Annotated in this window: 10 protein-coding genes; 4 read left to right on the top strand and 6 right to left on the bottom strand. The window is 55.9% G+C overall.

All coding sequences use genetic code 11. The features are described 5' to 3' along the window. The first annotated feature begins 8 nt into the window (after positions 1–8). A complete protein-coding gene (gene acnA / locus ABEA92_RS28300) occupies positions 9–2,750 on the top strand; it encodes an aconitate hydratase AcnA (RefSeq protein WP_425572515.1) in 2,742 nt (913 codons plus the stop codon). Between the two features lie 169 nt (positions 2,751–2,919). Here acnA and ABEA92_RS28295 read toward each other — a convergent pair whose 3' ends face one another. The 3 genes from ABEA92_RS28295 to ABEA92_RS28285 are packed head-to-tail and all read right to left on the bottom strand — an operon-like array spanning position 2,920 to position 8,392. Next, positions 2,920–3,351 (bottom strand): response regulator, encoded by a 432-nt coding sequence (locus ABEA92_RS28295; protein ID WP_345688691.1) that lies wholly within the window; start codon positions 3,349–3,351, stop codon positions 2,920–2,922. Between the two features lie 26 nt (positions 3,352–3,377). Then, positions 3,378–5,483 (bottom strand): PAS domain-containing sensor histidine kinase, encoded by a 2,106-nt coding sequence (locus tag ABEA92_RS28290; RefSeq protein WP_345688689.1) that lies wholly within the window; start codon positions 5,481–5,483, stop codon positions 3,378–3,380. Further along, positions 5,480–8,392, bottom strand: a complete 2,913-nt coding sequence (locus tag ABEA92_RS28285) for a tetratricopeptide repeat protein (RefSeq protein ID WP_345688687.1) — start codon at positions 8,390–8,392, stop codon at positions 5,480–5,482. Before ABEA92_RS28285 ends, ABEA92_RS28290 begins: the two co-directional genes overlap by 4 nt. 322 nt (positions 8,393–8,714) lie before the next feature. On the opposite strand from ABEA92_RS28285, the gene ABEA92_RS28280 reads away from it, so the two are divergent. Next, positions 8,715–10,073 (top strand): outer membrane protein assembly factor BamB family protein, encoded by a 1,359-nt coding sequence (locus ABEA92_RS28280; protein ID WP_345688685.1) that lies wholly within the window; start codon positions 8,715–8,717, stop codon positions 10,071–10,073. A 103-nt stretch (positions 10,074–10,176) separates the two neighbouring features. Here the strand turns inward: ABEA92_RS28280 and ABEA92_RS28275 are convergent, their stop codons facing one another. From ABEA92_RS28275 to ABEA92_RS28265, 3 genes are all read right to left on the bottom strand, one after another. Continuing rightward, the gene (locus ABEA92_RS28275) at positions 10,177–11,193 is read right to left on the bottom strand and encodes a DUF1559 family PulG-like putative transporter (protein ID WP_345688683.1); all 1,017 of its coding nucleotides are present in this window, start codon (positions 11,191–11,193) and stop codon (positions 10,177–10,179) included. Between the two features lie 337 nt (positions 11,194–11,530). After that, positions 11,531–12,130, bottom strand: a complete 600-nt coding sequence (locus ABEA92_RS28270) for an RNA polymerase sigma factor (RefSeq protein ID WP_345688681.1) — start codon at positions 12,128–12,130, stop codon at positions 11,531–11,533. A gap of 371 nt (positions 12,131–12,501) precedes the next feature. Then, complete coding sequence (locus ABEA92_RS28265; protein ID WP_345688679.1) at positions 12,502–12,834, bottom strand: hypothetical protein; 333 nt, start codon at positions 12,832–12,834, stop codon at positions 12,502–12,504. A 254-nt stretch (positions 12,835–13,088) separates the two neighbouring features. On the opposite strand from ABEA92_RS28265, the gene ABEA92_RS28260 reads away from it, so the two are divergent. Together ABEA92_RS28260 and ABEA92_RS28255 are read left to right on the top strand one after the other, a co-directional pair. Further along, entirely contained in the window at positions 13,089–13,979 is an 891-nt protein-coding gene (locus tag ABEA92_RS28260) for a ComFC family protein (protein ID WP_345688677.1), read from the top strand. A 112-nt stretch (positions 13,980–14,091) separates the two neighbouring features. Continuing rightward, the gene (locus ABEA92_RS28255) at positions 14,092–15,069 is read left to right on the top strand and encodes a DUF502 domain-containing protein (protein WP_345688675.1); all 978 of its coding nucleotides are present in this window, start codon (positions 14,092–14,094) and stop codon (positions 15,067–15,069) included. Positions 15,070–15,082: the final 13 nt, after the last annotated feature.

Here is a 15,082-nt window from a genome sequence, read left to right as displayed (position 1 = left end):
AATATTGCATGTTTATTAAGTCCACTTTGCTAGAGAATCCTGCTGTGAATTTCGATCCATTCGGCGCTCGCGATCAATTTGACACTGGCCACGGAACAGCGACGATTTATCGTCTCAGCAAGCTCGAGGAAGCTGGGTTAGGCGAGATCAGCCGTCTTCCCTTTTCCATTCGAGTCTTGCTCGAAGCGGTCTTGCGAAACTGTGACGACTTTCTCGTCACGCAGCAGGACGTCAAAAACTTGGCCGCTTGGAACGCCGCCTCGCCCGCCAAGCAAGAGGTGCCGTTCAAGCCGTACCGGGTTGTCTTGCAAGACTTTACCGGGGTTCCGGCGATCGTCGACTTGGCCGCAATGCGTTCGGCAATGCAGCGAATCGGTGGCGACCCGAACAAAATCAATCCGCTGATTCCTGTCGACTTGGTGATCGACCACTCGGTACAAGTCGACTTTTTCGGTACCGACGGGGCGCTTGCCCAAAACGTCGAACGTGAATTCGAGCGTAACCGCGAACGCTATGAATTCCTGCGTTGGGGCCAGAAAGCATTCGACAATTTCCGCGTCGTTCCACCGAACGTGGGCATCGTCCACCAAGTCAATCTCGAATACTTGGCCAGCGTCGTCGCGCTGAAAGAAACCGACGAAGGTCCCGTGGCAATGCCCGACACCCTGGTTGGCACCGACAGCCACACCACGATGATCAACGGACTTGGCGTGTTGGGCTGGGGCGTTGGTGGTATCGAAGCGGAAGCCAACATGCTTGGTCAACCGCTGTACATGTTGATGCCCGAGGTGATCGGATTCGAATTGACTGGCGCGTTGCCACAGGGTGCGACCGCGACCGACATGGTTTTGCGAGTGGTTGAGATCCTGCGTGAAGAGGGCGTGGTTGGCAAGTTTGTCGAGTTCTTCGGAACCGGAATGAACGAGATGAGCGTGGCGGATCGTGCGACGATCGCCAACATGGCTCCGGAATACGGCGCGACCATGGGCTTTTTCCCTGTCGACCAAGTCACGCTCGATTACATGCGGCAAACCGGCCGCAGCGAGCAGCAGATCGCCTTGGTCGAAAGCTACTGCAAAGAACAGGGCTTGTTCCGTACCGATGATGGTCCCGAGCTGAACTACACCAAGAAATTGTCCTTGGATCTTGGCACCGTCGAACCGAGCTTGGCAGGCCCGAAACGCCCACAAGACCGAATCACGCTGAAGGACATGAAAAAGTCCTTCGAGAAATCGTTGACCGCACCGGTTGGCAAGACCGGCTTTGGGCTCGATTCGGATGCCTTGCAACGCACCGGCAAAGTCGAAAACAATGGCGACACCAGCGAAATCACGCACGGTGCGGTGGTGATTGCCGCAATCACCTCGTGCACCAACACCAGCAACCCATCGGTCATGATCGGTGCTGGATTGTTGGCCAAAAAGGCAGCCGAGCGTGGATTGAAAGTGCCGTCGCATGTCAAAACCAGCTTGGCACCGGGTTCCCGCGTGGTCACCGAATATTTGGACAAAGCCAATCTGACCGACAGCCTGCGAGCGCTCGGTTTTCACACTGTCGGCTATGGCTGTACCACCTGTATCGGAAACAGTGGTCCGCTTCCCGACCCCGTCGCTGCAGCCATCAAGTCAGGCGACTTGGTCGCCTCGGCGGTCCTCAGTGGTAACCGCAACTTCGAAGGCCGCGTCAACCCGCTGACCAAAGCCAACTACTTGGCCAGCCCGCCACTGGTGGTCGCCTACGCGTTGGCAGGAACCACCGACATCGATTTGTTGACCGAACCCCTTGGTCAAGACGAATCGGGCAACGATGTGTTCCTGAAAGATGTTTGGCCAACCAACGAAGAAATCAGCGACACGATCGCATCGTCGATCGATCCGTCGATGTTCACCGAACAATACGAAGCCTCGGTAACGGGCAACGAATTGTGGAACGCGATTGATGTCTCGGGCGGGGCGTTGTACCCGTGGGACGAAAACAGCACCTACATTCACCATCCGCCGTTCCTCGATTCGGTCACCGGCGAAGACGTTCCGGATATCGCACCGATCAAGGGTGCACGCGTGTTGGCGTTGCTTGGCGATTCGGTCACGACCGACCACATCTCGCCCGCCGGAGCGATTGCATCGGATGGACCTGCGGGTCGATTCTTGAAGGATTCGGGCGTCGAAGTGCGTGAATTCAACAGCTTTGGTTCACGTCGCGGCAACGACCGAGTGATGGTGCGTGGCACGTTTGCCAACATTCGCATTCGCAACCAATTGGCTCCGGGAACCGAAGGTGGCGTCACCCGCTATCTGCCCGATGGCGATGTAATGAGCATTTACGATGCATCGATGAAATACCAAGCCGCCGATGTGCCATTGGTGGTTTTGGCGGGTGCCGAATACGGTACCGGCAGCAGCCGCGACTGGGCCGCCAAGGGCACGATGCTGTTAGGCGTCAAGGCGGTGATCGCAGCCAGTTACGAACGAATTCATCGCAGCAACTTGGTTGGCATGGGTGTGTTGCCGCTTGAATTTGCCGACGGTGCGACTTGGCAGTCACTTGGTTTGACAGGCGAAGAAACGTTTGACATCCCCGATCTGTCCGAGTCGCTCGAACCCCGTTCGACGATCACCGTGCACGCGACCGATGTGAACAACAACACCAAGTCGTTCCCATGCGTGGTGCGAATCGACACCCCGGTCGAGCTGCAGTACTATCGCAACGCGGGAATTCTGCCGACCGTGCTTCGCAACTTGTCGAAGTAAGCCGGTTTACAAGACGTCAGTCGGGCGGTGAACGCCCGATGCCGTCGACATTGGCCGAAAACGGGTGATTTTCGTAGCGGTGCGGCGCAAGCCGCCCGGTCAAAGTCGAACGTTTTACTCGCCGCACTTTACTCGCGCAATCGGACGCCCGATGCGGGCGACTGCCGCATCAAGGAATCTTGACGACGTTCAGTAAGAAGTCGCCTACTTTGTTCATCATTTCTCGTAGCGGTCCGAGACCGAGCGGCTTGGTGATGTAGGCATTCGCGGTCGCTTGATACGCCTTGGTCACTTCGCTCGGTTCATCCGAGGCCGAGCAGATGATCACAAACAGATGTGCGAGCGATGGGTCGTTGCGAATCTCGCGGAGCACGTCACGTCCGGTCATCCGAGGCAAATTCAGGTCCAGTAGCACCAGATGCGGCATCGCCACGTCCTCATAACCTGGTTCGCGACGCAGATAGCTAAGTGCATCTTCACCACTGGCAACACGTGTCATCGAGTTTTCGAAATCACATCCACTCAGCGCTCGCTTGGTGATCTCGGCTTCAAACTCGGCATCTTCGACAAGCAAGATCCGTAGGCTTTTCTTGTCCATCATTACGGCGGTCTATCAAACGAACAGCATTACTTGGTGATCTGAAAACAAAATCGACTTCCGCCCTCGGGTGACGCTTCCACCCATATCTCGCCACCGTGCCGCTGCACGATCCGCTTACAAAGCGACAACCCGATCCCAGTCCCCTCGATCTTACTTCCATCGTGGAGCCGCCGAAACACTTGAAAAACTTCGAGCCGGAATTTGGGCTCAATTCCAATCCCGTTATCCTCCACCACAAACAACCAATACTCGGGTTGCTCGCTTGCCGAAATCGTGATCACGGGCGAACGACTTGGATCGCCATACTTGATCGCGTTGCCGATCAAATTTTGCATCAATTGGCACAATCGTGACTCGATCCCACGGACCGTCGGCAATCCTTCGTGCCGCACCACCGCCCCCGTTTCCTCGATCGACACTTCCAATCGCCGCATCGCCTCGTCTACGACTTCGTCCATGTTCACAAGGGTGAACTCGGCGTCGTCGCGGCTGACCCGCGAGTATTGCAGCAAGTCGTCGATCAACTTCTTCATTCGTTTCGCAGCCGCAATCTGCAACTGCAAATACCGTCGGCCTTCCTCACCTAAGACTTCACCGTAATCCTCGTTGATGAATTCGGCATAATTCGAAATCGCTCGCAATGGTTGCTGCAAATCATGTGAGGCGACGTAAGCAAATTGCTTCAACTCTTCGTTGCTTTCGTCCAACAATTCGGTTTGACGCCGCAGCTCGACTTGCGTGTTCAACCGGACAATCAACGTGGAAACGATGTAGGCAAGCTGACGCAGAATCGATTGATCTTCGTCATCAAAATCACCTTCGTCCTTGTCCGATAGCCAAATCGCCCCAAGCGTTTGACCGTCGCCATCACTTAACAAACAAACCAGCAGTCCACGCAGCGGAGGACGATGCGGCGTGCTGCTGCACAGCGTGGAACCAATCGGGTGCGACTGCAGCTGATCCGCCGTTAGCGACAGGACCGGTTGATCGAGCGAAGTAAAAAAATCGCATAACGCGATATCATCGGGATGCTCCGCAGACTCGGATTCCGCCCCCATTCCTTCCACAGCGTTTCCCTCGACTTGATCTGCACCGCCTGCGGTTTTCGGAAACAACGTCGTGGCTGGATACTCGGCGTACTTGGTTGAATACGAGCGACCGTGAATCAGATGTTTGCCGTTAGCTGCATTACCACCAGACGCATTGCACAGATCGATGCCCGCGATCTCGGCCGAACACAACCGACGGGCTTGTTGGCAAACAATCGTGCTGAGCCCTTCCAACGACGTCACCTTCAAGGTCGACTCGAGCGTTTGCAACATCACTTCGCTTAGATGCAAATCCTTGCTCAGCCGCTGTTCATGTTCTTTTTGCGCCGTTACATCCAAGTGCACGCCAAGCAATCGCGTCGGTTGACCACTGGGGTCGCGAAACACTTGGCCACGAGCCAAGATCCAACGATACACGCCCGAGGCATGACGCATGCGGAAGGACGATTCGTATTCGCTATTGGTACTGGCCAACAATGTTTTGACACGCTGGATCGCTGTGGGCAAATCGTCTGGGTGCACCCGTGATTCCCAATCCACGTACTCCGAAAGCGTGCCAGGAGTCTCGCCTAATTGGCGGTGCCATTGGTCCGAGTAAAAGACTTCGTTGGTGGCCAGATTCCAATCCCAAAGCCCCACGTCACCTCCGCGAAGGGCATGCTGTAACCGCGTTTGCGCCCGCCGCAATTCTTCCTGCTCGATACGACGGTCGGTGACTTCGCGCCACACTCCCACGATCGCATCTTCGTCCCCCAATCGGACTCGGGTCAACGTCACTTCACAAACAAACTCATCGCCACTGACACGGCGAAACAACCAATCGAATCGGTGTTTGCCATGTTGGCGAACCCAGGTTTCGATCCGCTGACTTTTTTCGCTCGACAAACTTCCGTCGATTTGAAATTGCGGCGAGAACTCGTAAGGGTAACGTCCGACGAGCGATTCCGGATCGGGCATCTCCAACATTTTCGCCATCGCGGGGTTGCACTGCAAAATCCCCTGCGAATTGTAAATGAACTGAGCGTCCGAAGATTGTTCAAACAGAACATTGCGGAGCACCGATTCGGACAAGGGATCGTTCATTCCGCCATCGCCTCGGAGTATTTTTCGATCTGTTGGTGCAGATGCCATTGTCCGGGATCATCCAATAAGCAACCGCTCTCGATCTGCAGGGCTTCGTCAACGCGGTGAAGCAGAAACAAGATCTCCGCCAAGGTATCACGGTAGATCGCACTTTCGGGCTCAAAATAGACCGCTTGCTCGGACAACCGAGCCGCCTCTTCGAGCTCACGCTGATTCATCGCGGCCACCCATGCCAAATTGTTCCCAGCGGTCGCGTCAAACGGGTACTCCGCAATGTAGGCTCGGCCCGCCTCCCAGACTCGCTGGAACGAGGCATCGGCGATCGCATCCATTCCCTTGGCTCGCATCTTGGGAAGCAGCCGTTCGGCGACGTCGATATCCAGCGGATCCAATTGATAGATCCGATCGAGATGCCGCTGCACTTGTTGTTCGTCTCCCTTTTCGATGGCGGCTTCGAGTTGCCAGCGACGAACAAACACGGGCAACGAGATATAGGCCACCGAACGAAAGAACGTTGTTTCAAGCGTCCCACCAATCGCCAAATCGAACCATTTCGCCGCGTCCATTGGATCGTGTTCACGCACCAGCGTCGAATAATTCCGCGCGACATCGTACAACTCTGTCGCCCCTTCGGAACCAAACGCCGCCATCGGCAACAAGCTTCGATAGCCTTCGAGCGTGATTGCTCGTTCGCCGCGATCTCCCAAGTACTCGAGCAATTCACCGCGTAGCGTCAAGTCAGGCGAACATAGCATCAATCGCAATTGACGTTCGAGACTTTCTGCCTGCGTTAGATGCCCTTGCCGCCGTGCCAAGATCCACTGGGCCACCGTCGCCTTGGCCGCGTGATGAATCGGCTCTGGATTTTGGCGAAGGTAGCGAACCGTGGCGGCGGAAAGTGCCGGACGCGGCGACGCGGCAACCGATTTCCAAACGCGGTCGAAACCCGTCAACGCACTTTCGGCGCGGCCGAGTTCCAATTCGCGCTGGGCAATCGAAAACGTGGCAGCAATATCGCCGCTCGCCGCCAGCGTTGCCAAAATCTCGCTCGCGATCTCGGCTTGGCCAAGTTCAGAAAAAAGGTTGGCCAGCTGGGTGTTCAACCGACGAGGCAGCGAACGTCGAACGAGTGAACGTTCGCCCGCCGCAGGGAAATAGTCTCGGCTGGACGTCAGCGTTTGATAAAGTTCCTGAAGACGCTTTTCGTCCTCAAAGGCCTCGGGAATTTCACCACGACACAAATCAAATGCGATCTGGACTCGTTGATCAAACGGCGTTGTCGGCATCATCACCGAGATCGACTCGAGGATCATTTCCCACGTTTTCGAATCGATGTCCGAAAGCGACGCGACAAGCAATCGCTGCGTCTCGCTCGACAATGAACTCTCGCCAGGACGCACGGCTAAAGCTGCCATCCAATCGTCACGATTGGTGACCAACAGCGTGATCAACACCGTATCACGCACCCGTTGACTGCCAACGATGGTATCGGAGTCCGACAGGTCCCGCGCGATCGTCCACGCCGCTTGTTCGCGGCCCACCGCTAACAAACAACGCATCAGCGACAATAACCGATTCAATTTCGGTGCTACCCTCGGCGTTGTTCCAAGGGTTTTCGCATCGTTGGTGTCCTGCGATTGCTCTTCGATGGCCTCGGCAATCCAAGTTTGCAACTTCGCATCGACTTCGTTGTAAGGGTACCCCAAAATTTCAAAGGCTCGATTCGTGCGAGCGGCCGAGATGGCGACCACGGCTGCGGAATCCGAGCGAGGCCGCTTGGCAGCATCGCTGACTTCTTCGCTGCGAGCCAAAATGGTGATCGCTTCGTCAACAAACCCATGGCTGGCCAAGCACTTCCACCGCAAATCGACCGAGGCATCGCTGAGGGTCACCGGTATTGCAACCAATTCCTTCACCGCTTGGTTGCGAATCCCATCATCGTTCGCCCGATCCGCTGCCACCAACGCTTGGCACCACAACCGACTACGCTCGGTGGATCCCTCTTCCGCTTGGGCAGCTTGACGAACGGTTTCTTCTGCAATCGCCTGCCATTGGCCGTTCAACATCTGGCAAATTCGCAGCAGCGATTCGTCTCCGTGTTCCCTTGCACGGGCGATTGCATCTTCGTTTCGCCCCAACACCGCCAACACGACGATTTCGGCTTCGCGGCGAACCATCGGAGTCCAATTCTCGGCCGCCTGCGGCAACAGATGATCGTCATCAATATCCAGCCCGAGCTCTTGCATCATCTGAACTCGGCACACCGCCATCTCTTTCGAATCGGCGACCAGATCGACCAAACGAAGCAGATCCATCAACAAATCATCCTGATACGCGCGTCGCACGTAAACAGGAAAGCGGCGATTCAGTGCCGCGGCTAAACGTTGGTTCAACAGCAACCGCTGTGCGGTTCCCGCCGACTCTTCGACCGCCACGACGACGGCGCCAAATTGGCCCACTTCGAGCAGTTCTTCGAGCACCGAAGGATCGTCATCCTGTTGCAACAACCTCGCTAATTCCGGTGGTGTCTCAGGCAATGAACCACGCCGCCACTGACGCAAAATCCAATTGGCTCGATCCGCCACCTCTGGGTCCGGATGACGCGCCGCGTCTTGGACCGCTTGCCGTGAAGTTTCTCGCAATCGCCACATCTGCATCATCGCGGCTTGACGACGCGAATAGCTGTCGGCGGACAATTGTTCGACCGAGATCGCATCGTCGGCAGGGGCTCGCGAGGCGTCGCCCGCAAGGTTACCACCATCGCGTGGCCCGGCCATCAACGGCGTGGTCAAGCACAAGACAAAGGCCACCAGATAGAACCGCGGATCGAGCGTTTTCGATTTCTGAACCTTCGATCCGCTAGCCACGTTTCGATACCGCAATGATGGACCGCCGGTGATTGAAGCCATGAAGAGACGCGTCTATTTTTTAAATGGAAAAATGCATTTTTTCAGTGCCTAAATTCGCCGCCCCTGTCACGACACGCGACGCACCGATACGGTTAAAATTTTACCCAAGCCAGCCTGCGACCGATGGGTATTCTAGGCGTTTTTGGCTGAATCAAAAGATTTTTGTCACCCTGTTTCCCGCCGTCGCATTGCGTATGTTGTACAGATCCCAACATCGCCCTCTGCGTTTGATTTCACAGATGCCTTGTCGAAACACGTTTTTGCGTCGGACCGACATCTCATCTGCCATTCTCACCCCACCCATTTTAAAGTGAATTCCGTTATGCGAAAGCTTTCTGTGATTCGCCGCACCTTCACTGCGGCCTCGTTGACCGCCGCCTCGCTGGTCGGCCCTGGTTTTGCCATTCTTGGCCCGCTAGGCACGGCAACGCCCACACCCTGTGTGGCGGACGAACTGTGGCCCCAGTGGCGAGGGGGCAATCAAAACGGAGTGGCCTCGGGAGATGACTTCCCGACCCAATGGAGCGAATCCAAGGGGGTCGATTGGAAGGTCAAATTGCCAGGATCCGGTGGCAGCACCCCGGTCATCGCCGGCTCGCATGCCTATTTGACCTACGGCGCGGATGACCAGAACCACTTGGCCGCTATCGATCTCGAGACGGGAAAAACCAGCTGGGCTGTCCCGCTGGGAAACGATCGTGGCAACAAACATCGCAAAGGCAGCGGCAGCAACCCATCGGCCGTGACCGATGGAGAACATGTCTATGCGTACTATCGCAGTGGTGACCTTGCTTGTGTTGATACCGATGGCAACGTGAAATGGCAGCTTAATCTGCAAGAAAAGTATGGCGAAGACACGCTGTGGTGGGATCTAGGCACCTCGCCTCTGTTGACCGACAACGCGATCATCATCGCTGTCATGCAAAGTGGTCCCAGCTATGTGGTCGCGATTGATAAATCGACCGGGGACGAGCTTTGGTGGACCGAACGAATGCTTGATGCACCCGAGGAAGCGGCGCAAAGCTATGCTACGCCGCTGAACGTCACGGTCGATGGCAAACCGATGATCGCCGTGATGGGCGCCGACCATTTGACACTTCACAACGCCGCAGATGGAAAGCAAGTCGGTATTTTGGGCGGATTCAATCCGGATGGCGAAAAATTCTTTCGCTCAATCTCCTCGCCAGTGGCTTTGGGCGAAATCATCGTTTGCCCCTATGCTCGTGGCGCAACGCTCACCGCCGTCAACATGAAGATGCTGGTCGAGGGTAAAGGCGACGACGCCATCGTTTGGTTCCGCGACGACCTTGGCAGCGACGTTCCTACGCCCGCTGCCCAAAATGGCAAGCTCTATCTGATCGGTGACGGCAAAGCCAACCGCGGCCAAGTGAGCTGTTTGGATATCGAAACCGGAAAAGTCAAATGGCAAGTCCAGCTGCCCAAGTCGCGTCAAGGCTACAGCAGCTCGCCGCTTGTTGCCGGAAACCATCTGTACGTCACACAAGAAGACGCCGTGGTCTTTGTGGTCGGACCGCTGGACGGCGAAAATCCTGCTCTCGTTGCCACCAATGAACTCGCCGACAACGAACCCTTTACCGTCGCCAGCCCCGTGCCGGCAGGCGATTCGCTGCTGATTCGCACCCACGATTACCTGTATCGTGTGTCGGGCAAAGCAAAGTAACGCGTTGAGCCACGTCGTTCATGCAAAACCAATAAAAAACGCCCTGAGGAAGGCTTCCTCAGGGCGTTTTTTGTTTGCAGTGATAAATTGGGTTGCAGTGGCTTTATGGTACCGCAACGACTTCACGACCCGCTCGTGTGGACAAGCCTTGCCACAGTTCGAGATCAATCGAATCCGTTACAAAGCGGACCGAACCGTCCATCAAACAAGCGTTCACCCCGCCTACGTGGTAGCTTCGCGAGGTGACCGCAGCGAAGGTTTTTGGAATCGGTGCCGTCGCGGTCTTGCCTTCACGAAAGTTCGTAAAGTCAACGTCGTATTCAATGCCACTTACGGTGCAAAGCACTTTCTTGTTGGGCGAGAACGTCGTCGTGAATCCGCTTTGATGAACCCGACCGTCAACCCATTCGGTGTGCCCGGTGTCGGTTTTGAACGAACCAGCAAGGGTACAGATTTCGCTTGTCTGCGTTGGCTTGGCGATATCGCCGGTTTGGGAAAGGTCGCGATAGTAAGGTGTCCAAGCCTTGACTTCGGAAAATGCCAAGGTGTTGCTCAGACCATCCAAGCAGTCACGGAATTTCAAATAGCGATTGGCTGCGAACGATCCCTCGCCAACCGTATTGTCGTTGGGGTTGTAAGTAAACCAAACGCCACCGTTGTAGCCGTAGTTCAGTGGGTAGTGCTCGGGGCCACTGGTGCCGAGACGCTGCGTGTCATTTGGCTCACTTGGGCACAGGTAAGTTGGCACGCGGTAGCTCGAGATTGGAACCGCCACGCCATCAACTTGAAGCGTTGCTGCACCATACCCCGCACCAAAATCGATGGCCGAAGCAAGCGAAATGGCTTCGATGTAGGGCAGGATGCGAGCTTGAGTCGACCAGCCGTCACCGGTCGTCGCCGAAGGAGACCAAGCTGCCGGCAGCGATTTAGTGGCAGATTCATAATTGTGAACCGCCAAACCGATCTGCTTCAAATTATTGCTGCAGCTCATGCGGCGAGCTGCTTCGCGAGCCGCTTGGACGGCTGGCAACAAGAGTCCGACTAAAACGCCGATGATCGCGATCACGACCAGCAATTCAACGAGCGTAAATCCAAAGTGACGAGGGGCACCTTTGGCCATATGTTTTTCTCCGGATGAGTGGCTATTCATTAGCGAATGCCGGTGACTTGGTATTGAGAATCAATCGCAACAAGAGGGAATTTAGTTGTTCGCCTGATTATTCGCAACCGGTAAAGCGAAAAAGAAACAGCCAAAGTGCGGGGGTTATCGCAGGACGGAGGGAGGATCGCCGTCGATTCGTCCCAGGACCCTCCATTTCGCTAACGCGAAGGGAGATTAGTCGTCCGTTATTGGCGACGTGGGACATTTCAAAAAAAAAAGCGGCCGAAACCACTTATCAAGTGATTCCAGCCGCTCGACGTTCGATCGGCCTGGAGATGCTCGGTCGTTAGTCCGTTTAAACGGCCTGCAGCACACCGTCTTCCATTTGTTTTTGCAGTCGCTTTCGGGCGACGTGCAAACGACGCTTGATCGTTCCGACGGGAGCGTCGAATTCGTCACTCATTTCGATCAACGACTTGCTGTGCAAGTAAAACGCCTTCAGCGTTTGCTGATCCAAATCGCCCAAACGATCGATGCTGTCGCGAACCACGGCGGCTTGCTCACGATCCTCGGCAAACGAATCGGGCGTCCCGACGGCGAAGCAGGTTGCTTCGAGCGTTTCGGGATCGCAAGCGATCGCGGTTCGGTTTCGCGTCATACGATTGATCGCCATGCGATGCACGATTCGTCGCAACCAACCCCCGAACGCCTCGGGCACTCGCAATTGATCGATCTTTTGCATCGCTTGGATAAAGACATCCTGTGCGAGTTCTTCGGCCTCATCAGCGTTGCGGACGCGTCGCATTGCCAGGGCGACGATTCCGCCTCGGTATCGCTCGAACAATTCGCCAAAGGCATCTTGGTCACCGTTTTGGACGGCCAGAACGAGTTCGGCGACGGTCGCCGTGCTGAGAGAGGTGTTTAAGTCGAGGAAGCTATTTTCAGTGATGTTCATGTTTTCGGTCCTTCCGAAAATCAACCACGCACGGCAGCGATGCAATCTCATCGCAGAGGAAAGGTGGTTGTGGCTCTGCAACCTCCGTGTCGTGTGGAAATGACCACGGACCGGGATGCATCAATGCCAAGGTTTGATTCGGTTCTGGGGCGTTTGATCAAAGAACAGAACGAAAACGCTCAAATTTCCTTAGTCAAACATGGGAAACAATCGCCGGATCGCTTGGTGAATCGAACAAATTCGCAACAAGGAATTTGGCGACACACGTGACGACGCGGAGGTGTTTCCAGCTTTGGCGGTCAAAACCTCGAATGCCGACGGCGTTGCCGTGGACTTCCATCGGGGCGTTGACCGGGTATGCAACGCGAGGCTTAGCCTCTGCCAATACCGGCCGGATAATCCGCCGCATGGGCCGGATAATCCGCCGCGACGGCCAATTGCATTTGGCCTAGCGGATTACCGGGTTTAAGCCCACGTTTGCTGGCATTCCACATCAAATCGTTAAGACTGAGCTCACTCAGCGATAACGTGGATGTGGACGTCAACGCGCGGGTACCCGTGCAACACGACATCCCCAGAAGCATCCGCCCTAGCCATGAATGGAGGGCAAACGCGACGACGGTCGATACGGCGCTACGGATCTCACGGACTTCGTTGACGACGAAGAAACGTGTGACGATTGCAGTGATCGATTCGATACGCATTTGAATCCTCCCGGCACCTTGCAGGTGCGGCGGCGGAGCAAAGGAAAAAAACAGAACGATGAGTCAGCAGAACTTTCTGCCAACCATTACCTAGCTGAACAATACCTTCACCGAGGCGGGAAATCCAGTTAGAAAATCCCCGGCCACTCGGATCTTGTCCGTGGTAACGATGACTTAGACATCGACATCGACCACAGGTTCAGGGGTAAAATCAAAAAAGATGGATTTTCCTAAAAACTTTTAGCGATGCCAAAATGTCGACATTGCTGGCCGGAACGATCACAAAATTCCGTCTCGTGGGCGACGCCGTCCGCACGGGGGCGGTTTCTGCGAAAAACGCGATTCTCGACCTTGCCTTCCCCCCCGCATGCCGGCTGTGCAGTCGGCTGGTGCTTCCGCAGCATGACTTTTGCCAATCGTGTTTATCAGGGCTTACCGTATCCGAGGCCGAAATGAGAAGCGGATGCCGCCACTGTGGATTTCCGCTAGGCCGCCAAGCACGACAGGCAGAGTTGATCGAAAACTTGGAATTTGCCGAGCCTGAGACCGCGGGCGCCGATTCGGAGCCCCACGCCACCGGTTCGCAGCGATGCCCGCAATGCAAGGAAAAAACGTTCCAATTTGACCGCGTGGTGGCGATGTGGCGGTACCACGGGCTGGTGTGTGACGCGGTGGTGGCGGCCAAATACGTCAGCCAATCACCGTTGGCCGACGCACTCGGCCGGCGACTGGGCGACGTGCTGGCCGTTCAATTGGCCGACGACCCGCCGACGCTGGTCACGTTTGTCCCCTCGTACTTCACCCGCCAATGGTCACGCGGCGGGATTGGCGTTCGCACGATCGCGGCTGCCGCTGCTTCGACACTTGGTATTCCCTGTGTTCCGCTGCTGCGGGCGTCACGCCAGATCGCAAAACAGGCTTGGCTAGAGAACGAAGAACGCGTTGACAATGTTCGTGATGCGTTCGAAATCCGAAAACGATACGGGGTGCTCCGGTCGCCAGATCTGACGAATCAGCATATTTTATTGGTCGATGATGTTTTCACCACTGGCGCCACGTCCAACGAGGTGTCCGGAGTACTACATCAGGGCGGAGCCCCCAAAGTGACGGTCGGGGTGGTTGCCCGCGCCGTCCGCGCGGAGTGATGCCCCCGTTCGCCGTGCGATGTTTTTTCCCGTTCGCGGGAGCCACGATTTCAGTTACAACCCACTTAACTATCCCCGACGATCGCGTCGGCCCCCATAACTATCGACCCGTATGCATCCCACTGACTCTGAATCGGACACCATCGAAACGTTCAAGCCGACTCGTGCGGGAGGATTCCGCCGTGCCGTCCTTCGTGGACTCGGCGTCGTGCTTCCTCCGCTGTTGACGATTGCGGTACTCATTTGGGCCTGGAGCACGATTGAAAGCTACGTGCTTGGTCCTATTGAATCGAGCATTCGATCGGCAATTGTCAAAGGCGTTAGCCACAGCAAGACCTTCTCTCAAGTCCCTCAAGGAGCGACCGCAACCGGTGCGCGACGCTTGGATGGATTTTCATACAAAGGCGAGCGTTACGTTCCCGATCCTACCGGTCGACGCTTCTTGCCCGAGTACGTCGTCAAAGTCGTCAATGAAAACGCCGATCGCTTTGGCCCGTACACCGCCGCGCCGGCGAGCGCGAATGCGTTTTGGCACCGCTATGTCGAAGTCGTCTACATGCCACGCTCGATCGTGGTTCCTGTGTTCCTGATCGTCTTTCTGACCATCCTGTACTTTGTCGGACGCTTGTTCACCTTTGGATTGGGGCATTGGTTCGTTCGCTCGTTTGATGCAGCGATCTTGCGAATCCCAATCGTCAACAAGGTCTACGGCAGCGTCAAACAGGTGACCGATTTTGCCTTTAGCGAACGCGAGATCGAATTCAATCGCGTGGTGGCCATCGAGTACCCGCGAAAAGGCATCTGGTCGCTCGGCTTCGTCACTGGCAATAGCATGAAAGAAATTTCGCTGGCCACTGGCGAACCGATGCTCAGCGTGTTGATGCCCACCAGTCCGATGCCGATGACCGGATTTACCGTGACGGTGAAACGCAGCGAAGCAATCGACTTGGATTTGACCATCGATGAAGCGATCCAGTTCGTTGTCAGCTGTGGTGTCGTTGTCCCACCGCAGCAGCGAAACGATGCCCCGGTGCTGCCTCGATCTTCCGCGGTGATCAAACCCAACGCGATCACTCAGGAACGCAAATAAAGGATCGCGCCGA

This window comes from Novipirellula caenicola (assembly GCF_039545035.1).
Lineage (GTDB): Bacteria > Planctomycetota > Planctomycetia > Pirellulales > Pirellulaceae > Novipirellula > Novipirellula caenicola.
The sequence above is the reverse complement of the archived record's forward strand: the minus strand, read 5'-3'. Positions and strand labels throughout refer to the sequence as shown.

What these genes read in the sequence shown, in the direction of transcription:
- acnA (WP_425572515.1), top strand. Translation starts at nt 9, where the DNA reads ATGTTTATTAAGTCCACTTTGCTAGAGAATCCTGCTGTGAATTTCGAT.
- ABEA92_RS28295 (WP_345688691.1), bottom strand. Translation starts at nt 3,351, where the DNA reads ATGATGGACAAGAAAAGCCTACGGATCTTGCTTGTCGAAGATGCCGAG.
- ABEA92_RS28290 (WP_345688689.1), bottom strand. Translation starts at nt 5,483, where the DNA reads ATGAACGATCCCTTGTCCGAATCGGTGCTCCGCAATGTTCTGTTTGAA.
- ABEA92_RS28285 (WP_345688687.1), bottom strand. Translation starts at nt 8,392, where the DNA reads ATGGCTTCAATCACCGGCGGTCCATCATTGCGGTATCGAAACGTGGCT.
- ABEA92_RS28280 (WP_345688685.1), top strand. Translation starts at nt 8,715, where the DNA reads ATGCGAAAGCTTTCTGTGATTCGCCGCACCTTCACTGCGGCCTCGTTG.
- ABEA92_RS28275 (WP_345688683.1), bottom strand. Translation starts at nt 11,193, where the DNA reads ATGGCCAAAGGTGCCCCTCGTCACTTTGGATTTACGCTCGTTGAATTG.
- ABEA92_RS28270 (WP_345688681.1), bottom strand. Translation starts at nt 12,130, where the DNA reads ATGAACATCACTGAAAATAGCTTCCTCGACTTAAACACCTCTCTCAGC.
- ABEA92_RS28265 (WP_345688679.1), bottom strand. Translation starts at nt 12,834, where the DNA reads ATGCGTATCGAATCGATCACTGCAATCGTCACACGTTTCTTCGTCGTC.
- ABEA92_RS28260 (WP_345688677.1), top strand. Translation starts at nt 13,089, where the DNA reads ATGTCGACATTGCTGGCCGGAACGATCACAAAATTCCGTCTCGTGGGC.
- ABEA92_RS28255 (WP_345688675.1), top strand. Translation starts at nt 14,092, where the DNA reads ATGCATCCCACTGACTCTGAATCGGACACCATCGAAACGTTCAAGCCG.